Below are 20,023 nucleotides of genomic sequence, written 5' to 3' on the forward strand. Positions count from 1 at the left end.
CGCCCCGGCTCCGGCCCCGGCTGCCCCGGCTCCGGCCCCCGCCGCTCCGGCCCCGGCCCCCGCGCCGGCCGCTCCGGCTCCGGCCGCCCCCGCGGCTCCTGCGGCCCAGGCCCCGGCCGCCGCCGTGGCCAACGCCGAGGGTGCCTACGTCACCCCGCTCGTCCGCAAGCTCGCGGCCGAGAGCGGCGTGAACCTGTCGGGCGTCCAGGGCACCGGCGTCGGTGGCCGTATCCGCAAGCAGGACGTCCTGGCCGCCGCCGAGGCCGCCAAGGCCGCGCCGGCTCCGGCCGCCGCCCAGGCCGCGCCGAAGGCTCCGGCCCTGGAGGCGTCCCCGCTGCGCGGTCAGACGGTCAAGATGCCGCGCATGCGCAAGGTCATCGCCGACAACATGATGAAGGCGCTGCACGGCCAGGCGCAGCTCAGCTCCGTGATCGAGGTGGACATCACCAAGATCATGCGGATGCGCGCCAAGGCCAAGGACGGCTTCGCCGCCCGCGAGGGCGTCAAGCTCTCCCCGATGCCGTTCTTCGTCAAGGCCGCCGTCCAGGCGCTGAAGGCCCACCCGGTCATCAACGCCCGGATCAACGAGGACGAGGGCACCATCACCTACTTCGACTCCGAGAACGTCGGCATCGCCGTCGACTCGGAGAAGGGCCTGATGACCCCGGTCATCAAGGGTGCGGGTGACCTCAACATCGCGGGTGTCGCCAAGAAGACGGCGGAGCTCGCGGGCAAGGTCCGCACGGGCAAGATCAGCCCGGACGAGATGTCCGGCGCGACCTTCACGATCAGCAACACCGGCTCGCGCGGTGCGCTGTTCGACACGGTCATCGTGCCCCCGAACCAGGTCGCGATCCTCGGCATCGGCGCCACCGTCAAGCGCCCGGTGGTCATCGAGTCCGAGGAGGGCACCACCATCGGCGTCCGCGACATGACGTACGTGACGCTCTCCTACGACCACCGCCTGGTGGACGGTGCCGACGCGGCCCGTTACCTGACGACGGTCAAGGCGATCCTGGAGGCCGCCGAGTTCGAGACCGAGATCGGTCTCTGATCCGGCTTCGTCCGCAGGGCGCGGCCCCGGTCCCGTACTCCGGTACGGGCCGGGGCCGCGCCCTTTCGCACAGCGGGATAATGGCCGGTGTTCACCCGGCCGCCGAGGAGCGTCCCATGTCACCACCCGTCGTCCACTCCCTGCGCGAGCAGATCCGCGAGCACATCCTGGAGGGGATCGTCGGCGGCCGGTGGCAGCCGGGCGAGCGGATCGTGGAGCGCCGGATCGCCTCCGAACTGCTGGTCAGCCAGACGCCCGTGCGCGAGGCGCTGCGCGAGCTGGAGACGCTGCGGCTGATCGAGTCGTCGCCCAACAAGGGCGTCCGGGTCCGCGAGCTGACCGCCGCCGACCTCAAGGAGAGCTATCCGGTGCGGGCCGGTCTCGAACAGGTGGCCGCGGAGCTGGCGGCCGACGCCCTGGCCGAGGACGCGTCGGCGCTCGACCGCGAGGTCGAGCCGCTGTACGAGGCGGACCGGCTCGGCGACCGCGAGGCCCAGGTGCGGCACACGGTGGCCTTCCACCGCGAGATCGTGCTGGCCTCGGGGAACTCCGTCCTGCTGCACACCTGGGAGTCGCTGGGCATCGAGGTGTGGACCACGCTCTCGATCCGCTGGCTGAGCCCCGAGCCGCGCCCGCACGCGGAGGACCACGCGGAGCTCGTGGCGGCGTTCCGCCGCAGGGACCCGCGGATCGGTGAGCTGTTGCGCGGCCATGTGCTGGCGTGTGCGCCGCAGATCTGAGGGGCCGGGGGCCTGAATCGGTGGATCGGGGCGGCTTTGCGCGGCGTGTCGGGGACTGGGAGCGCCCGGATCCACCACTGGGCTTCCGCTCCCCCGCCCGCCCGTCTCCCTACCTGGGGTTTCCCGCCCCGGATTGATCGATCATCGATCGGGGCGTATCGTCTCCGCGGAGCCGCGCCGCGCCGCCCTGTCCTGTGTCGCGGAGCGGCTCAGGGGTGACGACAGGTCCTCGGACGTCGAACCGATGCCCTGGCTGGGCGCACGGGTACCTGTCGTCGTCCCCTGACCACAGCAGACCCCTCCAGGCCCCTCCTGGTCACCCTCGTCGCCCGGCATGATGACCCCCATGCGTGCGGCCCGTCTGATCCAACTCGTCCTGCTGCTCCAGTCCCGCGCGTCCATGACGGGCGCCGAGCTGGCCCGGCAACTGGAGGTCTCCGAGCGCACCGTCGCCCGGGACGTCCTCGCGCTCTCCGAGGCGGGCGTACCCGTCTACGCCGATCGCGGCCGGACCGGCGGCTACCGGCTCGTCGGCGGTTACCGCACCCGGCTCACGGGCCTCGGGCGCAGCGAGGCGGAAGTCCTCTTCCTCTCCGGGGTGCCGTCCGCCCTCCGCGAGATGGGCCTCGCCGACGTCGCCTCGGCCGCCCGGCTGAAGGTCTCCGCGGCGCTCCTGCCCGAGCTGAGCGACGCCCCCGCGGCGGCCGCCCAGCGCTTCCACCTCGACGCCCCCGGCTGGTGGCAGCCCGCCGAGGCGCCCCCGCTGCTGCCCGCGATGGCCGACGCCGTCTGGGACGACCGCCGCCTCACGGCCCGCTACCGGCGCCGCGACGGGGAGGAGGTCGAACGGGAGCTGGAACCGTACGGCCTCGTCCTCAAGGCGGGTGTCTGGTACCTCGTCGCCCGGGCGGACCCGGCGTTCCGCTCCTACCGGGCGGACCGGTTCACCGCGGTGACGGTCGGCGAGGAACGCTTCGTCCGCGACGGGACCTTCGATCTCCCCGCCTTCTGGGAGGAGCACGCCGCGCGCTTCGCCCGCTCCCTGCTGCGCGACCGCGTCGTCCTGCGGCTCACCCCCGAGGGCGCCCGGCGCCTGCCGCATGTGACGGACGCCCGGGCCGGGCGGGAGGCGGTCGACGGCGCCGGCGCCCCGGACGCGCGGGGGTGGATCACGGCCGTCCTGGCGGTGGAGGGTCCGGAGGTGGCGTACGAGCAGTTGCTCGCGCTCGGGCCGGAGGCGGAGGTGCTGGAGCCCCCGGAGCTGCGGGCCCGGTTCGCGGAGGCGGCGGCGCGGGGAGCGGCGCTGTACGGGGAGGGCTGAGGAGGCTCAGCCCTCCCTCCCCTCACCGATAGTCGTCCGGTGCCCCGTCCTTCCCTCCGTAGAAGACCTCCTCGAAGTACCGGAACGCGTCGGGCCGCGACCCGTCCGCATCCGTGACCCCGTAGTGCCGGGCGAGTTCACCGCTGGACACCGACCGGCCCGTCCACCGCCCCCGGTCCGGGTCCGAGGCGAGCGCGACGAGGGCCCGGCCGATGAACGCCGGGGACTCGGCGATCGCGAAGTGCGGGTCCTTGGCCGTCGCGTCCCGCCAGGTCTCCTCCGTCACACCGAAGTGGTCGAGCATCTCCTCGGACCGCAGAAAGCCCGGCGAGAGACAGACCGCCGTCCCCCCGTACTCCTTCAGCTCCTGCGCGAGGCCGAAGGCCATCCGGATCGGCCCGGACTTGGCGACGTCGAACACCAGGTGTTCCCGGTAGCGCCGGTTGAACTCCTCCGTCCCGTCCGTGATCTCGACCACCAGGCCGCCGGGCCGCCGGATCAGCAGGGGCAGGGCGTAGTGGCTGGTGATGGCGTGGGCGTCGATGGACAGGCGCAGCATCCGCAGCACGCGCTCGATGTCGAGCTCCCACACCTTCTTGCCGAACTCCAGCAGGTGGTCGCCGCCCCAGACGTCGTTGACGAGGATGTCGAGCCGGCCGTGGTCCCGGTCGACGCGTTCCACCAGCGCCTTGACCTGCGCGGTCTCCAGATGGTCGGTGGGTACGGCGATGCCGGTGCCGCCGGCCGCCGTCACCAGTTCGGCGGTCTCCTCGATGGTCTCGGGCCGTCCGACCTCGCTGCGGCGCTCGCGCGTGGTGCGGCCCGTGGCGTACACGACGGCCCCGGCCCGGCCGAGCTCCACCGCCATGGCCCGGCCCGCTCCCCGCGTGGCGCCCGCGACCAGGGCGACCTTGCCCTCCAGTGTCCTCACCGGTGCGTCCTGTGCGTTCACGTGCGGTCGTCCCCTTTCGTCGTTCCGAAGTGGTTCACGCGTCTTTGTGCGTCCGGAGAGCCCGCACCCGCGGGCTTCCGTTCGAGGACGAGGCTGTCACCGATACCCGACACCTCCTGTCCGGATTGACGAATGCCTCCGCGCGGCTGTTTCCGGCCCCCTCCGCGTGCGACGCGGGAGGGCAGGGCGGATGCTGTTGCCGTGATGGACGAGACGGAGTTCTGGCAGCTGGTCGACGAGACGCGTGCCGCCGCCGACGGTGACCCCGAGGACCAGGCCGATCTGCTGGTCGAGCGGCTGATGCAGCTCGACCCGGACCGCGTGGTGGACTTCGCCCGGCATTTCGAGGCGCGCTACAACCGGGCCTACCTGTGGGAGCTGTGGGGTGCGGCGGCCGTGCTGCTGGACGGGGCGAGCGACGACGCGTTCGACTTCTTCCGCTGCTGGCTCATCGGCCAGGGCCGCGAGGTCTTCGAGGGCGCCCTGCACGAACCGGACCACCTCGCCGAGCTGCTGGACGACTTCGACGAGGAGACGGACGGGGACGGCGAGGACCTGGGCTACGCGGCGGAGGAGGCGTACGAGCAGCTCACCGGTGGCGAGATGCCCGACCTGGCGCTGCCGCCCGCGCCGGCCGAGCCCCGGGGCACCGTCATCGACCTGGAGGACGACGAGGCGCTGGCAGCACGCTTCCCGTCGCTCTGGGACCGCTTCCGGGAGTGAGCGGCTTTCAGGCCCGAGGACGCTCACCCGTGCGTGGACGGGAAACAGCGGGGAAAGGTGTGACCCATGCGGATCGCGATCACCGGCTCGACCGGACTCATCGGCACGGCGCTCGTCCGTTCCCTGGAGGCGGACGGCCACCGGGTGACGCGGTTCGTCCGCCGTGCGCCCCGGAGCGAGGGCGAGGCCGAGTGGGATCCCCGGCGCCAGTGGGTGGACGCGCGCGGGCTGGCCGGCTGCGAGGCCGTGGTGCACCTCGCGGGCGCCGGCGTGGGCGACCACCGCTGGACCGAGGCGTACAAGAAGGAGATCCGGGACAGCCGGGTCCTCGGCACGGCGGCGGTCGCCGAGGCCGTCGCGTCGCTCGACACCCCGCCGCGGGTCCTGGTGAGCGCGAGCGCGATCGGCGTCTACGGGGACGCGGGCGACCGCGCCCTCGACGAGGACTCCCCGCCCGGCCGGGGCTTCCTCGCCGGGGTCTGCCAGGAGTGGGAGGAGGCCGCGGCCCCCGCCGCCGAGGCGGGGGTGCGGACGGTACTGACCCGCACCGGGCTGGTCGTGAGCCGCGACGGCGGCGCCTGGGGGCGGCTCTTCCCGCTCTTCCGGCTGGGGCTCGGCGGGCGTCTCGGTGACGGCCGTCAGTACTGGAGCTTTATCGCGCTCCAGGACCACATCGCCGCCCTGCGGCACCTGCTGGACACCCCCGGGCTCTCCGGACCGGTGAACCTGACCGCGCCGCACCCGGTGACCAACCGCGAGGTGACCCGGACCATGGGGCGCGTGCTGCGCCGCCCCGTGCTGCTGCCCGCCCCCGCTCCGGCGCTCAGGCTGGCGCTGGGCGAGTTCGCGTCGGAGGTGCTGGCCAGCCAACGGGTGCTGCCCCGGCGGCTGTTGGACTCCGGCTTCCGGTTCGCGTTCCCGGATGCCGAGAGCGCCGTACGCGCGGCACTCGCCCCGGACGGCCGCGCTTCGACATGAGGGTTGTCCGGCCCCGAACCGTAACCGTGCGACCACCGTGCGACCGTGCTCTACCCGTGCGCGACTGTTATTGACCGGATTTCTCTCTACGGTCGAGGCGAACTCGCGCATCGTCGCAGCCCGTTGGGGGCATCACGCCCCCGAGCGAGCGGACCGACCCCGGGAGGCCACGTGGCCAGCAGCGCACGCCACACCGCACACCATGCCGACGTCGTCATCGTGGGAGCCGGCCTCGCCGGTCTCTCGGCAGCGCATCAACTGACCAACGCCGGTGTCACCGTCACCGTCCTGGAGGCCGCGGACCGGCCGGGCGGCCGGATGACGACGGACCGGATCGACGGCTTCCGGCTGGACCGCTCCGCCCAGCTGCTCAACACCTCGTTCCCCGACCTGCTCCGCACCCCCGGCCTCGGCACCCTCGTCCTGCGGCCCTTCCTGCCCGGTGTGCTGGTCCACGCCGACGGGCGCAACCACCGCATCGGCGAAACCCGCGGCACGAAGCGTGCGTTCACCACCGCCCGGGCCCTGGCCACGGCCGCCCGCAGCCCGCGCGCCGGCGGCCTCGACCAGGCCCGGCTCGGGGCGGCCCTGGCCCGGCTCGCCGCCCTGCCCCTCGACCGGGTGCTGGCCCGGCCGGACCGCCCCACGGCCGCCACCCTCGCCACCCGCGGGCTGCCCGCCCGGACGGTCGAGGGGTTCCTCCGCCCGCTGCTGGCCTCCCTGCTCTCCGACCCGGACCTGACCACGTCCAGCCGCTGCGCCGACCTCGTCCTGCGCGGCTTCGCCCGCGGCCGGCTCTGCCTGCCCGCGGGCGGTGCGGGCACCGTGCCCGCGCTGCTGGCGGCGCTGCTGCCGCCGGGGACCGTGCGGACGGGCGTCCGGGCCACCTCCGCGGACATCACCTCCGTCGCGACCGCCGGGCACGGCGACATCAGCTGCCGCTCGGTGATCGTCGCCACCGGCGCCCGGGCCGCCGCGGACCTGCTCCCCGGGCTGCGCCTGCCCGGCTTCCACCCGGTCACGGTCCTGCACCACACCACGACCGGGACGCCCCCCTGCGACGCCGCCCTCATCGTGACCGGCGGGCGCGGCGGGCCCGTCGCCCACACCGCGGTCGCGAGCGAGGTCGACCCCGACCGCGCCCCCGCCGGACGCACCCTGATCACCTCCACCGTTCTGGGCAGGGCGGCCGGAACACCCGTCGCCGAACTCGACCGCGCCGCACGGGCCCAGCTCGCGACGGTCTACGGCCTCGCACCGGCCGACCTCGAACTGCTGACGGCCCACCACGATCCGGACGCCGTCCCCGCCATGCCGGCCCCGCACGACGTCCGCCGCCCGGTGCGCCTCCTGTCCGGGTTGTACGTCTGCGGTGACCACCGGGACACGAGCACCGTGCAGGGCGCCCTCTTCTCGGGCCGCCGGGCGGCGCACGCCCTCCTGCGCGACCTGGGCATCCGCCCGGGGTACGGGGCTCAGGCGCTGCGGGCGGCGTAGCGCGGGCCGAGGGACCGGGGGCGGCGGGGCGGGCCGGGCGGAACGGGCGCGGCGGGCCGACGGGGCGCGGGAGCGCCCCGAGGGCGGCCCGGACGGCTGGACGGCCCGGACGGCTGGGCGGCCGGAGCGGCGGAAAGCGGCGCGGACGGCCGGAGAAGCGGCGGGACGGCCGGCCGTGGGCGTGAGGACGCGCCGGGGCGGTGAGAACTGCCGGAGCACGAGGACGGCCGGCCCGGCGGGACCGCCGGGAGACGGTGCGGCCGGCCGGATCGGCGCGGGACTGCTGGGGACAGCGGGACTGCCGGGAGGCGGTGCGGCGCGGGACTGCCGGGGACGGCGGGACTGCCGGGGCGGCGAGGACGGCCCGGCAGCCGAAGCGGCAGCGGAGACGGCCGGGCGCAAGGCGGGCCCAGAGCGCGAGAACAGCCGAACCGCGAGGACAGCCAGGCCGCGAGGACACTCAGGCCATGTGGATGGCCAGGGTGCCGAAGCGGCAGCGGGGACGGCCGGGCCGCTGGGCCGGCCAGAGCGCGAGGACGACCGACCCACGAGAGCGACCGGCTCACGAGGACGGCCAACGCACCAAAGCGGCAGCTGACATGGCCAGGACGGCCCGGCAGCCGAAACAGCGGCGGAAAGCGGCCGAGGGGGGCCGAGACCACGGGCCCCGCCGGGCCCCCGCCCGCGAGCAGGGCCCCTCCCCGGAGGGAACACCCCCGGGGAGGGGCCCGACCAACGCCAGGAGCGGGGAGGCGCGGCACGAGGTGTGCGGCGCGGATCCAGACCCCCGCACCCCAACACCCCACTCCCCGCCCCCGCGGTCAGAGCAGCGCCACCTTCTCCCGGTACGCCCGGACCGCCGCCGCGTCGCGGTAGGGATCGAGCCGCCGCTCGAAGTCCCGTACGTACTCCACGGCCCGTACCGACCGCATCTCGGACGCCGCCTGCGCCGCCTCCGCGCCGAGCGCGCAGGCCTGCTCCAGCTCGCCGAGCCCCAGCCGCGCGCAGCCCAGCACGACGCGGCAGAAGAGCCGGCTCCGCGCGTACGCCGCCGGCCTGAGCTGGAGCGAGCGTTCGGCGTGCTGGGCGGCCGCCCGCCACTGCTGGAGGTCACGGTGGCAGTGGGCGAACTCGTCGGCCAGCTCCGCCTCGTCGAAGAAGCGGATCCAGTACGGCACGTCGTCCGAGGGCCGGGCGGCCTCCAGCGCCCGTTCGGCGCGGGCGAGGGACGCGGAGCACGCCCGCACCTCACCGAGCACCGCGTGCCCGCGCGCCTCCACGGCGTGCAGCAGCGACTGCACGACGGGGGGTGCGCCGGACCCGACGCCCTGCTGTGCCACCCGGGCGAGCTGCACCGCCTCCCGGCCGTGGCCGAGGTAGACGGCCTGGCGGCTCATGGTCACCAGGACGTAGCTGCCGTAGGCCCGGTCGCCCGCGGCCTGCGCCAGGCGCAGGGCCTGGACGTAGTACCGCTGGGCGAGCCCGTGGGCGGCGATGTCGTACGAGGTCCACCCGGCGAGCCGGGTGAGGTCCGCGGCGGCGCCGAACAGCCGGCGCCCCGTGGTCTCGCCGTACGTGCCGCGCAGCATCGGCTCGGCCTCGTGTTCGAGGTACCGGACGAGCGCCTGTCTCGCGTGCCCGCCGCCGTACGCGTGGTCGAGCGTGCGGAAGAGCTCGCCGACGGAGCGCAGGGCCGCGATGTCGCCCATGGAGACGCGGCCCCCGGGGGCCCGCTCGGCGCGCTGCCGCGGCACCGGCGCCCGGACCGCCCGCTCGCCGGTCCTGGCGCCCTCGCCGGGCGGACCGCCCGGCGCCGGGCCCTGGCCGCCCGGGGCCCCCGGAGTCCCCGGGGGCGGGACGGTGCTGCGGGCCACCCGGTCGTCGGCCCGTCCGATCAGCCAGTCGCGGCTGGGCACCACCAGCCCCGCGGGCGTGAACGCGATCTTCCGCAGCTCCGTGTGGCTGCCGGAGTCCTTGCGCCACAACCCGCTGACGATGTCAATGGCCTCCGCCGGCGACGCGGCGAATTCCAGCCCGGCGTACACCGGCGCACACGCGTCCAGCCCGAGATCCTGCGCGGACAGCCGTCGCCCCAGCCGCCGGGTGAAGACCTCGGCGATCAACGCCGGTGTGGTGCCGCGCGGCTGCTGGCCGCGGAGCCATCGGGTGACGGAGGTCTTGTCGTAGCGCAGGTCGAGGCCGTGCTCCAGCCCTAATTGATCGACGCGACGTGCGAGCCCCGCGTTGGAGAAGCCGGCCTCCGCGATGAGCGCGGCGAGCTGGCGGTTGGGAATGCGCTGTGGGGGTCGTTCCGTCATCAACCTGCCCGGTCTCCCTGATCGCCATTCTGGGAACGGCGTGAATTTAGCGGTCTCCGCTGCCCCGAACGCCACCTTCGCCCCGCATTCATCCGATCGTGTGAGGACAGATCAGAGACAGATCAAATAGGCACGGAAAAGCGCCGCCGGTCGATCTTGTACGGGGCTCGACCGCAGCGGTTTCGGAGCCCGCCGTACAGTGGCTTGGGCACGGGACGCGCACGGGACATACGCGTCCATCGGCACCAAAGGGTTCGAAGAGGACCGAAGAGGACTGGAAGAGGAGCTGCCGTGAGTGAGCTGCGCTTTGTCCATCTGGGCTTCGGGGCGGACGCCGTCGAGTACCAGGAGGCGTGGCAGGAGCAGCGCCGCGTCCACTCGGCCCGGTTCGCGGACGAGATTCCGGACACCTGCCTGCTGCTGGAGCACCCGGCGGTCTACACGGCGGGACGGCGCACGGAGGACAGCGAGCGCCCCCTGGACGGGACGCCCGTCGTCGATGTCGACCGCGGCGGCAAGATCACCTGGCACGGCCCGGGCCAGCTCGTCGGCTACCCGATCCTCAAGCTCCCCCGCCCGGTGGACGTGATCGCCCATGTACGCCGCCTTGAGGACGCGCTGATCCGCACCTGCGCCGAGTTCGGCCTGGAGACGACCCGGATCGAGGGCCGCAGCGGCGTCTGGGTCCTCGGGGAGGACCGGGAACGGCCCGCGACCGGCGCCCTGCAGCTGGACCTCGCCCCCCGCCCGGCCGACGAGGAGTTCGACCCCCGCCTCAACGGCCCCGAGTACGCCCCCTCCAACGCCGGCCAGCGCGGCGAGGACCGCAAGCTCGCCGCGATCGGCATCCGCATCGCCAAGGGCGTCACCATGCACGGCTTCGCCCTGAACTGCGACCCCGACAACACCTGGTTCGACCGGATCGTGCCCTGCGGCATCCGGGACGCCGGAGTGACCTCGCTCTCCGAGGAGCTGGGCCGCCGGGTCGCCGTCGCCGAGGTGCTGCCCGTGATCGAGAAGCACCTGCGCGAGGTCCTGGAGACGGCTGAGCCGCTGCCCCGGGCCGTCTAGGAGCCCCCCGGAACCGCTGCGGGGGCGCCCCCTCCGGGAATGCCACCGACGTCTCACCGGTTCTCCGGGCGTAAGAACGTCAGAACGAACGGGCGTACCCTGGTGTCCGCCGAAGAATCGAAGTCATAGGGAGCCGGAGTGTCCGCTGTCGCACCCGACGGACGCAAGATGCTGCGCCTTGAGGTCCGGAACGCCCAGACCCCCATCGAGCGCAAGCCCGAATGGATCAAGACCCGGGCGAAGATGGGCCCCGAGTACACCGAGCTCCAGGGTCTGGTGAAGCGCGAGGGCCTGCACACGGTGTGCCAGGAGGCGGGCTGTCCCAACATCTACGAGTGCTGGGAGGACCGCGAGGCGACGTTCCTCATCGGCGGCGACCAGTGCACCCGGCGCTGTGACTTCTGCCAGATCGACACCGGAAAGCCGCAGGCCCTGGACCGCGACGAGCCGCGCCGCGTGGCCGAGTCCGTGCGGTCCATGGAGCTCAAGTACGCGACGATCACCGGCGTGGCCCGCGACGACCTGGAGGACGGCGGTGCCTGGCTCTACGCCGAGACCGTCCGCCAGATCCACGGTCTGATGCCGGACACCGGCGTCGAGCTGCTGATCCCCGACTTCAACGCCAAGCCGGACCAGCTGGCGGAGGTCTTCTCCTCCCGCCCCGAGGTGCTGGCCCACAACGTCGAGACGGTCCCCCGGATCTTCAAGCGCATCCGCCCCGGCTTCCGCTACGAGCGCTCGCTGGAGGTCATCACCAAGGCCCGCGAGGCCGGACTGGTGACGAAGTCCAACCTGATTCTCGGTATGGGCGAGGAGCGCGAGGAGATCAGCCAGGCGCTCCGCGACCTGTACGAGGCGGGTTGCGAACTCATCACGATCACCCAGTACCTGCGCCCGTCGCCGCGCCACCACCCGGTGGAGCGCTGGGTGAAGCCGCAGGAGTTCGTCGAGCTGCAGCAGGAGGCCGACGAGATCGGCTACGCCGGCGTGATGTCGGGCCCGCTGGTCCGCTCGTCGTACCGGGCGGGACGCCTGTACCGCCAGGCGATCGAGAAGCGGAGCGAGGCCGCGGCGTAGGTTGGGGGGCCGTCCGAGGAACGAGGGCGGCCACCCGGCCGGAGCGGAGGCGCCGCGAAGCTCGACCGCACAGAGGTGTGAAGCGGAGCGAGGCCGCGGCGTAGGGGTTTTTCTTGATGCGGCCTGATGCGGCCGATGCCTTGCCGCCCTTCCGGGGCCGAGGCACCGGCCGCATCAACATTTCATAGAGTTTGACCACGCCGTCACCCGCTGGTAACACCATTCGGTGACGATGTCGGTACGCACAGCAGTGCGTACCGCGAACGCACGCACGACGGACAGCTCCGCTCCCCCACCTCTCACCCTTCCGCTCCGAGAGGACACGACATGCAGGCCGCGCCCGCCCGCGCGACGACGGCGAACGCCGCGCACGCCTTCTCCGCCCTGCCTTCCACGCTCTCCGTCCGGCCGCCCTCGGTCACGGGTGCCCTGCTGGCCCTGGAACGGCTGCTGCTGCGCGGTGGCCAGCGCACGGCCCGCCGGAACGCCTGGACCGCGGTGCTGGAGGACCGCCGCCGGGCCAGGGACCGGCGGGAGGCCCAGCACCTCCTGGAGGCCGCGGCGGCTCCGGGCCCGCAGGCCACGTAAACTTCGCCATATGGCGAGGAAGGAAACATCCGAGAACCCCGGGCGACTGAAGCAGATCGCCCTGACCTACAAGATGACCAAGAAGGTCGATCCGAAGGTCGGTCTTGTCGTCGCGGCTGTGGGCATTGTCACCTTCGGTGTCCTCCTCGCCATCGGCTTCTTGATCGATCACCCGATCTACCTGGGCATCCTGGGCTTCCTGCTGGCCTTCCTCGCGATGGCGATCGTCTTCGGGCGTCGTGCCGAGCGTGCTGCCTTCGGGCAGATGGAAGGCCAGCCGGGCGCGGCGGCGGCTGTGCTGGACAACGTCGGCCGCGGCTGGACGACGACGCCGGCGGTGGCGATGAACCGCAACCAGGACGTCGTGCACCGGGCCGTCGGCAAGGCGGGCATCGTGCTGGTGGCCGAGGGCAACCCCAACCGGCTCAAGGGCCTGCTGGCCGCCGAGAAGAAGCGGATGGCGCGCATCGTCTCGGACGTGCCGGTGCACGACGTGGTGGTGGGCAACGAGGAGGGCCAGGTGCCGCTGAAGAAGCTGCGCACCACCCTGCTCAAGCTGCCGCGGGTCCTCCCGGGCGCGCAGGTGACGGTCGTCAACGACCGTCTGCGGGCGCTGGGTGACCTGATGAGCAACATGCCGATCCCGAAGGGTCCGATGCCGAAGGGCATGCGGATGCCGAAGGGCCGCTGAACCGGAAAGACGCGAAACGCGAACGGAGTGAGGGCGGGGCGGGACCGACACGGTCCCGCCCCGCCCTCACTGCATCGCACCTTCACCGCTCAGAAGCGAACCTGAACGGCCTTGGCGAGCCGGTCGTGGAGACCGCGGGTGTCCCGGTCCCAGATGACCGCGGGAATGACGATCACGAGGAGCACACTGCGCAGCAGGGCCTTCGGGAAGGTCAGCCGGCCGCCGTCCACGCCGATGACCCTGATGCGGAGGAGCCGCTTGCCGGGGGTGAAACCGACCGTGCCGACGGTGAGCAGGCTGAGTACGAAGAAGATCAGCAGCGCCCAGTTGCCGGCCCGGTGGACGTTGCCCCCGGAGAGGAGGCCGTACGCGATGAGCATGCTCAGGGCCCAGTCGATGAAGATCGCGGCGAACCGCCGTCCGAGCGGGGCGACGGAGCCCGGTCCGTCCTCCGGCAGCCCGAGCTGTTCCCCCCGGTAACCGAAGTCGATACCCATCTGCTCGGCCGCCGCGCGGGGGCCGGAGAGCCACGAGCCGATTGCTTGCCTTTTGTCCACCGGTCCACGGTACTGGGGTCGTATTCGATCACTGTCGCCCGGGTCGGCGGACGCCCGATTTGATCATCATTTCGCGGCGCTCCGGTTAACCTCGGCGAAACAAATGGGTCATGCTTGGGAAATCCGGTCTCTCTAGGGTCGGCCGCAGCACCACCGAAGCAATCCCCGACCGCTGGCGGCCGGGCTAGGAGGGTTGGATGTTCCAGAACGGCGACGACGCCAAGAAGTTCATCAAGGACGAGGACGTCAAGTTCGTCGATGTCCGCTTCTGCGACCTGCCGGGCGTGATGCAGCACTTCACGATTCCGGCGGCGGCGTTCGACCCCTCCGAGGAGCTGGCCTTCGACGGCTCGTCGATCCGCGGTTTCCAGGCCATCCACGAGTCCGACATGGCGCTGCGCGCCGACCTCTCCACGGCCCGTGTGGACCCGTTCCGCCGCGACAAGACGCTCAACATCAACTTCTTCATCCACGACCCGATCACCGGCGAGCAGTACAGCCGTGACCCGCGGAACGTGGCGAAGAAGGCCGAGGCGTACCTCGCCTCCACCGGCATCGCCGACACCGCGTACTTCGGCCCCGAGGCCGAGTTCTACGTCTTCGACAACGTCCGTTTCGAGACGTCGGCGAACCAGTCCTTCTACCACATCGACTCCGAGGCCGGCGCCTGGAACACCGGCTCCGAGGTCAACAACCGCGGCTACAAGGTCCGTTACAAGGGCGGCTACTTCCCGGCCCCGCCGGTCGACCACTTCGCCGACCTGCGCGCCGAGATCTCCCTGGAGCTCGACAAGGCCGGCCTCCAGGTCGAGCGCCAGCACCACGAGGTGGGCACCGCCGGCCAGGCGGAGATCAACTACAAGTTCAACACCCTCCTCGCCGCCGCCGACGACCTGATGCTCTTCAAGTACATCGTGAAGAACGTCGCCTGGCGCAACGAGAAGACCGCGACCTTCATGCCCAAGCCGATCTTCGGCGACAACGGCTCCGGCATGCACGTCCACCAGTCCCTGTGGTCCGGCGGCGACCCCCTCTTCTACGACGAGCAGGGCTACGCGGGCCTCTCGGACACCGCCCGCTACTACATCGGCGGCATCCTCAAGCACGCCCCGTCGCTGCTGGCCTTCACCAACCCGACGGTGAACTCCTACCACCGCCTGGTCCCCGGCTTCGAGGCCCCGGTCAACCTGGTCTACTCCCAGCGCAACCGCTCCGCCGCGATGCGCATCCCGATCACGGGCTCCAACCCCAAGGCCAAGCGCGTCGAGTTCCGCGCCCCGGACCCGTCCTCCAACCCGTACCTGGCCTTCTCGGCCCTCCTGCTGGCCGGCCTCGACGGCGTCAAGAACAAGATCGAGCCCGCCGAGCCGATCGACAAGGACCTCTACGAGCTCGCCCCCGACGAGCACGCCAACGTCCCCCAGGTCCCCACCTCCCTCCCCGCCGTCCTCGAAGCCCTCGAGGCCGACAACGAGTACCTCCAGGCCGGCGGCGTCTTCACCGCCGACCTGATCGAGACCTGGATCGACTACAAGCGCACGAACGAGATCGCCCCGATGCAGCTGCGTCCGCACCCGCACGAGTTCGAGCTGTACTTCGACATCTAAACCGCGGATTCCGCGACGCGTTGAAGGCCGCCACCCCACTCCGGGGTGGCGGCCTTCGCCGTTGCGCCGAGGGTCAGCGTCGGGGGGGGCAGCCCCACCCCGGGCGGGTGGGTGGCAGGATCGTTGGGGGCGGGCGTCTGCGGAGAGGCTGGGGTGCGGCATATGCCGCTGGTTCCCCATGAATCCGTAGGAGTTGACCTGTGCGTGAGCAGACGTGGCAAGGTTTCCGTCCGTCCGGGCGGCAGCGGGGCGGTCGGCGCAGAGGCGTGGCGGTCGCGGCAGCGGTGGTCGTCGGGGTCATGGCGGTGGGGGCTCTGGCGCCGTCGGCGGACGCTCGGCCGGACGGTGTCCGGCAGGGATTGAACGGGCTGGTGCGCTCCGGCGGCGTGCCCGGTGCGCTGGCGAGCGTCACTGACCGGGAGGGCCGTACCCGGAACTACACCGCGGGGGTCGGCGATCTGGCGACAGGATCGAAGGTGCCCGGGGACGGGCAGGTGCGGATCGGGAGCAACACCAAGGCGTTCACCGCGGTGGTGGTGCTGCAATTGGTCGGTGAAGGGAAGGTCCGCCTTGACGCCCCGGTCGGGACCTATCTGCCGGGGCTCGTTCGCGGGGAGGGGATCGACGGAGGGCGCATCACCGTCCGCGAGCTTCTCCAGCACACCAGTGGACTTCCCGACTACGTCAAGTACCTCGCCGACGACGTCCGGTACTACGAGCCCCGCGAACTCCTCGACCTCGCGCTGCGGCACAAGGCCGAGTTCGCCCCCGGGGAGAAGTGGAAGTACAGCAACACGAACTACGTGCTGGCCGGCCTGATCGTCCAGAAGGTCACCGGCCGCCCGCTCCCCGAGGAGATCGACCGGCGCGTCATCAGGCGCATCGGGCTGCGTCACACCTACTTCCCCGCGCCCGGTGAGACGACGATCCGGGAGCGCCATCCCAGGGGTTACGCCCAGGAGTCGGCGGGCGGGCCGCTGGTCGACGCCACGGAGTGGGATCCCTCCTGGGCCTGGGCGGCGGGTCAGATGGTCTCCACCAACTCCGATCTCAACCGGTTCTTCACCGCGTTGCTGGACGGCGATCTTCTCCCCGAGGCTCAGCTCGCCGAGATGCGGACCACCGTCCCCGCCGGTCACCCGTTCGCCCCCGGCGCCCGCTACGGGCTGGGGCTCGTGAGTACGCCGCTGTCGTGCGGCGGGGTTGCGTGGGGCCATGGTGGCAGCACCACGGGGTACGAGACCCGGGGCGGCGTCACCGACGACGGCCGCGCGGTCAGCGTCGCGGTGACCGTCCAGCCGGGCCGGGCGACCAAGGAGCGAATTGAGCGGGTCGTGGACGCGGCCCTGTGCAATCCGTGAGCACGCCGGGTTCCTTCACCGCTTTTATGAGTTCTGCGGGAGCGAGCCGACGAGGCCGCCGTCGACGATCAGGTCCTGGCCGGTGATGTAGGCGGCGTCGTCGGACGCGAGGAAGGCCACCGCCGCCGCGATGTCCTCGGGCCGTCCGAGGGTGCCGAGGGGCACGGAGGCGGCGTTGCGGGTGTGCTGGGTGGGGTCGGGGACGGATTCGCGGTACATCTCGGTGTCGATGTAGCCGGCGCTGACGGAGTTGACGCGGATGCCGCGCGGGGCGAGGTCGGCGCCGAGGGTGCGGGCGAGGTTGTGGACGGCGGCCTTGCCGGCCGAGTAGACGGAGGCGACGGACATGCCGCGGTGGAGGGTCCAGGAGGCGTTGAGGACCACGGCGCCGCCCTTCCTCAGCAGCGGCAGGGCCTTCTGGACCGTGAAGAAGACGCCCTTGACGTTGACGTCCAGCATGCGGTCGACGTCGGCCTCGGTGAGTTCGGCGGCCGGTTTGAAGATGCCGACGCCCGCGTTGGCGAAGACCGCGTCCAGGCCACCGCGCCAGGACTCCACGCGCCGCATCAGCTCGTCGAGTTCGGCCGGTGAGGCGGCGTCGGCGCGGACGGCGAGGACGCGGTCCCCGGCGGCGCCGAGTTCCGCGACGGCCTTCTCGAGGCGGGCGTCGTCGCGTCCGGTGATGACGGCGTACGCGCCCTCGTCGAGGAGGCGCCGGGCCGTGGCGAGGCCGATGCCGCTGGTGCCGCCGGTGATCAGGACCGTCTTGTCGGTGAAACGATTCATGCACGTCATCGTCGGCTCGGCCGTCGGGGCGAGGGGAGCTCCTGCCGAACCTGTTGTCCACACCACCAGTTCCCGCGGCAGGCGCTCGTCGTCGGCGCCAAGCCGGTCGGCGAAGCGGGCCAGGAGGGCCGCCCGGTCGCCGTCGGCCTCGGCGGCGAGCACGCGGTGCATGCGCCGGGCGGTCAGGGCCGGTGCGTCGTGGACGGAGGCGTAGGCGTAGCCGCGCCCGGCGGGCTCGCGGGCGACGAGGCCCTTGGCGTGGAGGCGGGAGAGGACCGTCGCCAGGGTGGTGCGGGCGGGTCCGTCGGGTCCGTCGGGTCCGTTGTCCAGGCGGTGTGTATCTGCCGCGGGGTCTGTGGTTTCCCCGCCGCCCGCCAGGCCGTCAGTACGCCCGCCTCCAGCTCGCCCGCCGGTCTGCGTCCCGTCCGCTCGTCGGACACGGGAACCTCCCTCTCCCCAGGGCCGTCTCCAGTGCGGCGGACCGTCTCTCATGATGGTGATCAGCCCGGGTCGCGGGGACGGCCGCACCCGCTCGTCCATGATGAAGGGATCACAACGGTGACCGCACCCTTGTTCGCCCGTTCCCCCCGCCCGGTGGCCGCGACCCCTACGGGCGGCCCGGCGTGAACCGCGGGCGCGGCGTGGGCGCCGGGATCTCGGCCGGGGCGGCGCTGCTCGGGTTCGCGGCGGCGGGAGTGCTGGTGGTCCGGCACGGCGGGGGCGGGCTGCCCGTGGACGTCGACGTGCACAGTTGGGCCGTCGCCCACCGGCCGGCGGTCGGGGTCGCCACCGCGCGGGCCGTCACGGCCACCGGCACCGGCGTCGTCCCGTACCTGCTGGCCCTCCTGGCCGGGTGCCTGGCCGTGCGCGGAACCCGGCCCAGGCTGTGGGCCGCCGCCGTCGCGGCGGCCGTCCTCGCCTGCGGGCAGGCGGTTCGCTACGGGGTGCTCACGCTGATCGCCCGGCCCCGGCCGCCCGTCGACGGCTGGGCGACGCACGCCGACGGCTGGTCGTTCCCGTCCGGCCACACCTCCACGTCGGCCATCGCCGCCGGCCTCGTCGCCGCCGCCGTCCTGCTCCGCTCCCGGCGGGCCGCGGGACCCGTCGTGGCGGCGGCCGGATGCTGGGCCGTGCTCGTGGGGCTGACCCGCGCGTACCTCGGCGTCCACTGGTTCACGGACGTCGTCGCGGGCTGGCTCTTCGCCACGGCCTGGCTGGGCGCCTGTGCCTGGGCGGCGCTCCGGTTCCTGCCCGGCATCGTCGGCGGTCCGCCCCGTGGTTCGCTCCGCAATCCGCCCCGCAATCCGGCCCGTAATACGAAAGCGCGCCGTCCCCGACGCCCCCTAGGGTGACGCCCATGTTCCCCCTCTACCCGCCCAAGCCCCGCCCCGGCGACCGTGTCGCCGTCGTCTCCCCCTCCTCCGGGCTCCCCGGCGTCCTGCCGCGGCCGTTCGAGCTCGGACTGCGGCGTCTGGAGGAGGAGTTCGGGCTCGTGCCGGTGGAGTATCCGGCGACCCGGAAGATGGGTTCCTCACCGCGCGAACGGGCGGACGACCTGCACGCCGCCTTCGCGGACCCGTCCGTCACAGCGGTGATCAGCAGCATCGGCGGGGACGACCAGATCACCGTCCTGCCCCACCTCGACCGGGACCTGATCCGCGCCCACCCCAAGCCCTTCTTCGGGTACAGCGACAACACCAACCTCCTCGCATGGCTGTGGAATTGCGGGATCGTCGGCTACCACGGCGTGAGCGTGATGGTGGAGCTCGGCCGCCCCGGGGCCATGCACCCCCTGACGGCGGCGTCGCTGCGGGCGGCGCTGTTCACCTCCGGGCCGTACGAGCTGAGCGGGACGCGCGAGTTCAACGACGTCGACCGGCCCTGGGACGACCCCGAGACCTTCCGGAACGCGCCCCCGATGCGCCCCTGTCAGGGATGGACCTGGCGCAACCCCGACCGGGTGGTCGAGGGCATCTCCTGGGGCGGCAACATCGAGATCCTGTCCTGGCTGCTCATGGCCGACCGGGAGATCCGGGAGCCGGAGGCCTACGAAGGGTGCGTGCTCTTCGTCGAGACCTCCGAGGACCAGCCGCGCCCCGAGGACGTCCACGGCATCCTCCGCTCCATGGGCGAGCGGGGACTGCTGCGCCGCTTCCCCGCCGTGCTCGTGGGGCGCGCCAAGGGCTGGTCCTTCGACCGGCCGCGCACCCGGGATGAGGGCGACGCCTACCGGCTGGCGTTGCGGGAGGCCGTGCTCCGCGCGCTGGACGTCTACGCGCCGGACGCTGTCGTCGTCTTCGACGTCGACCTGGGGCACACCGACCCCCAGCAGGTGATCCCCTACGGGGGCACGGTCCGGGTCGACGGGCCGGCGCGGCGGATCACGGTCACGTACTGAGCACCCACGGAGCCGAAGGAACGGCCCCGGCGCGCCCGGTCAGCGCCTCGGTGTTCACGGCCGCGACGAAAGCGGCCCAGGCGGGCGCGCCGACCGTGAGGACGGGACCGCCGGAGGCTTTGCTGTCTCTTATCGGGACGACACCGGAGAATTGGTCGGCTATCTCCACACACGTGTCGTGAGCCGTGCTGTACGAACTCTTGCGCCAGGCAGCCGAGGCCGGGCAGAACCGGGTGGTGCTCACAGATATCGCTCCCCAAGCAGCCTTTCGATCACCACTATCGATTCCTCGGGCAGCATGGCT

At 72.6% G+C, this 20,023-nt stretch carries 19 protein-coding genes; 14 read left to right on the forward strand and 5 right to left on the reverse strand.

What is annotated here, in order from left to right; all coding sequences use genetic code 11:
- The 3 genes from sucB to HN013_RS29970 form a co-directional block, all read left to right on the forward strand.
- A partial coding sequence (gene sucB / locus HN013_RS29960; RefSeq protein ID WP_171171791.1) for a 2-oxoglutarate dehydrogenase, E2 component, dihydrolipoamide succinyltransferase occupies positions 1-1,054 on the forward strand: 1,054 nt, incomplete at its 5' end.
- A 116-nt stretch (positions 1,055-1,170) separates the two neighbouring features.
- Entirely contained in the window at positions 1,171-1,794 is a 624-nt protein-coding gene (locus HN013_RS29965; protein ID WP_171171793.1) for a GntR family transcriptional regulator, read from the forward strand.
- A gap of 346 nt (positions 1,795-2,140) precedes the next feature.
- Positions 2,141-3,115 carry a YafY family protein gene (locus HN013_RS29970; RefSeq protein WP_171171795.1) on the forward strand — a complete coding sequence of 325 codons (975 nt, stop codon included), beginning with the start codon at positions 2,141-2,143 and terminating at the stop codon, positions 3,113-3,115.
- A gap of 22 nt (positions 3,116-3,137) precedes the next feature.
- On the opposite strand, the gene HN013_RS29975 is transcribed toward HN013_RS29970, so the two are convergent.
- Entirely contained in the window at positions 3,138-4,067 is a 930-nt protein-coding gene (locus HN013_RS29975) for an SDR family oxidoreductase (RefSeq protein WP_171171797.1), read from the reverse strand.
- A 204-nt stretch (positions 4,068-4,271) separates the two neighbouring features.
- Between HN013_RS29975 and HN013_RS29980 the strand changes: the two genes are divergently transcribed.
- The 3 genes from HN013_RS29980 to HN013_RS29990 all read left to right on the forward strand — a co-directional run bounded on the left by HN013_RS29980 (position 4,272) and on the right by HN013_RS29990 (position 7,265).
- The gene (locus tag HN013_RS29980; protein WP_171171833.1) at positions 4,272-4,790 is read left to right on the forward strand and encodes a DUF4240 domain-containing protein; all 519 of its coding nucleotides are present in this window, start codon (positions 4,272-4,274) and stop codon (positions 4,788-4,790) included.
- A 66-nt stretch (positions 4,791-4,856) separates the two neighbouring features.
- Positions 4,857-5,768 carry a TIGR01777 family oxidoreductase gene (locus tag HN013_RS29985; RefSeq protein ID WP_171171799.1) on the forward strand — a complete coding sequence of 304 codons (912 nt, stop codon included), beginning with the start codon at positions 4,857-4,859 and terminating at the stop codon, positions 5,766-5,768.
- A 171-nt stretch (positions 5,769-5,939) separates the two neighbouring features.
- Entirely contained in the window at positions 5,940-7,265 is a 1,326-nt protein-coding gene (locus HN013_RS29990; RefSeq protein ID WP_171171801.1) for an NAD(P)/FAD-dependent oxidoreductase, read from the forward strand.
- Between the two features lie 821 nt (positions 7,266-8,086).
- Here the strand turns inward: HN013_RS29990 and HN013_RS29995 are convergent.
- The gene (locus HN013_RS29995; RefSeq protein ID WP_171171803.1) at positions 8,087-9,583 is read right to left on the reverse strand and encodes a regulator; all 1,497 of its coding nucleotides are present in this window, start codon (positions 9,581-9,583) and stop codon (positions 8,087-8,089) included.
- Positions 9,584-9,874: 291 nt separating this feature from the next.
- On the opposite strand from HN013_RS29995, the gene lipB reads away from it, so the two are divergent.
- The 4 genes from lipB to HN013_RS30015 all read left to right on the forward strand — a co-directional run bounded on the left by lipB (position 9,875) and on the right by HN013_RS30015 (position 13,010).
- The gene (gene lipB, locus HN013_RS30000) at positions 9,875-10,654 is read left to right on the forward strand and encodes a lipoyl(octanoyl) transferase LipB (protein WP_171171805.1); all 780 of its coding nucleotides are present in this window, start codon (positions 9,875-9,877) and stop codon (positions 10,652-10,654) included.
- 138 nt (positions 10,655-10,792) lie between these two features.
- Positions 10,793-11,731, forward strand: coding sequence for a lipoyl synthase (gene lipA / locus HN013_RS30005; protein ID WP_171171807.1), 939 nt, complete (start codon positions 10,793-10,795; stop codon positions 11,729-11,731).
- Positions 11,732-12,058: 327 nt separating this feature from the next.
- Positions 12,059-12,319: a hypothetical protein gene (locus HN013_RS30010; RefSeq protein ID WP_249375603.1), complete on the forward strand. Its 261-nt coding sequence runs from the start codon at positions 12,059-12,061 to the stop codon at positions 12,317-12,319.
- A 10-nt stretch (positions 12,320-12,329) separates the two neighbouring features.
- Positions 12,330-13,010 carry a DUF4191 domain-containing protein gene (locus HN013_RS30015; RefSeq protein WP_171171809.1) on the forward strand — a complete coding sequence of 227 codons (681 nt, stop codon included), beginning with the start codon at positions 12,330-12,332 and terminating at the stop codon, positions 13,008-13,010.
- An 89-nt stretch (positions 13,011-13,099) separates the two neighbouring features.
- On the opposite strand, the gene HN013_RS30020 is transcribed toward HN013_RS30015, so the two are convergent.
- Complete coding sequence (locus HN013_RS30020; protein WP_171171811.1) at positions 13,100-13,567, reverse strand: RDD family protein; 468 nt, start codon at positions 13,565-13,567, stop codon at positions 13,100-13,102.
- A 197-nt stretch (positions 13,568-13,764) separates the two neighbouring features.
- On the opposite strand from HN013_RS30020, the gene glnA reads away from it, so the two are divergent.
- Positions 13,765-15,174: a type I glutamate--ammonia ligase gene (gene glnA / locus HN013_RS30025; protein WP_171171813.1), complete on the forward strand. Its 1,410-nt coding sequence runs from the start codon at positions 13,765-13,767 to the stop codon at positions 15,172-15,174.
- Positions 15,175-15,374: 200 nt separating this feature from the next.
- Positions 15,375-16,535 carry a serine hydrolase domain-containing protein gene (locus HN013_RS30030; RefSeq protein ID WP_312018754.1) on the forward strand — a complete coding sequence of 387 codons (1,161 nt, stop codon included), beginning with the start codon at positions 15,375-15,377 and terminating at the stop codon, positions 16,533-16,535.
- Positions 16,536-16,559: 24 nt separating this feature from the next.
- Here HN013_RS30030 and HN013_RS33490 read toward each other — a convergent pair whose 3' ends face one another.
- Entirely contained in the window at positions 16,560-17,813 is a 1,254-nt protein-coding gene (locus tag HN013_RS33490) for a glucose 1-dehydrogenase (RefSeq protein WP_249375605.1), read from the reverse strand.
- Positions 17,814-17,944: 131 nt separating this feature from the next.
- Between HN013_RS33490 and HN013_RS30045 the strand changes: the two genes are divergently transcribed.
- Entirely contained in the window at positions 17,945-18,673 is a 729-nt protein-coding gene (locus tag HN013_RS30045; RefSeq protein ID WP_171171815.1) for a phosphatase PAP2 family protein, read from the forward strand.
- A 5-nt stretch (positions 18,674-18,678) separates the two neighbouring features.
- Positions 18,679-19,719: a S66 peptidase family protein gene (locus HN013_RS30050; RefSeq protein WP_171171817.1), complete on the forward strand. Its 1,041-nt coding sequence runs from the start codon at positions 18,679-18,681 to the stop codon at positions 19,717-19,719.
- On the opposite strand, the gene HN013_RS34035 is transcribed toward HN013_RS30050, so the two are convergent.
- Positions 19,709-19,963 carry a DUF397 domain-containing protein gene (locus tag HN013_RS34035; RefSeq protein ID WP_312018755.1) on the reverse strand — a complete coding sequence of 85 codons (255 nt, stop codon included), beginning with the start codon at positions 19,961-19,963 and terminating at the stop codon, positions 19,709-19,711. The genes HN013_RS30050 and HN013_RS34035 overlap by 11 nt on opposite strands.
- Positions 19,964-20,023: the final 60 nt, after the last annotated feature.

Source organism: Streptomyces sp. I05A-00742 (genome assembly GCF_013055795.1).
GTDB lineage: Bacteria > Actinomycetota > Actinomycetes > Streptomycetales > Streptomycetaceae > Streptomyces.

Coding starts and splice junctions, on each gene's coding strand:
- HN013_RS29985 (WP_171171799.1), top strand. CDS start 4,857: ATGCGGATCGCGATCACCGGCTCGACCGGACTCATCGGCACGGCGCTC.
- HN013_RS29965 (WP_171171793.1), top strand. CDS start 1,171: ATGTCACCACCCGTCGTCCACTCCCTGCGCGAGCAGATCCGCGAGCAC.
- HN013_RS29970 (WP_171171795.1), top strand. CDS start 2,141: ATGCGTGCGGCCCGTCTGATCCAACTCGTCCTGCTGCTCCAGTCCCGC.
- HN013_RS30050 (WP_171171817.1), top strand. CDS start 18,679: ATGTTCCCCCTCTACCCGCCCAAGCCCCGCCCCGGCGACCGTGTCGCC.
- HN013_RS29980 (WP_171171833.1), top strand. CDS start 4,272: ATGGACGAGACGGAGTTCTGGCAGCTGGTCGACGAGACGCGTGCCGCC.
- HN013_RS33490 (WP_249375605.1), bottom strand. CDS start 17,813: ATGAGAGACGGTCCGCCGCACTGGAGACGGCCCTGGGGAGAGGGAGGT.
- HN013_RS30015 (WP_171171809.1), top strand. CDS start 12,330: ATGGCGAGGAAGGAAACATCCGAGAACCCCGGGCGACTGAAGCAGATC.
- HN013_RS29995 (WP_171171803.1), bottom strand. CDS start 9,583: ATGACGGAACGACCCCCACAGCGCATTCCCAACCGCCAGCTCGCCGCG.
- HN013_RS30010 (WP_249375603.1), top strand. CDS start 12,059: ATGCAGGCCGCGCCCGCCCGCGCGACGACGGCGAACGCCGCGCACGCC.
- glnA (WP_171171813.1), top strand. CDS start 13,765: ATGTTCCAGAACGGCGACGACGCCAAGAAGTTCATCAAGGACGAGGAC.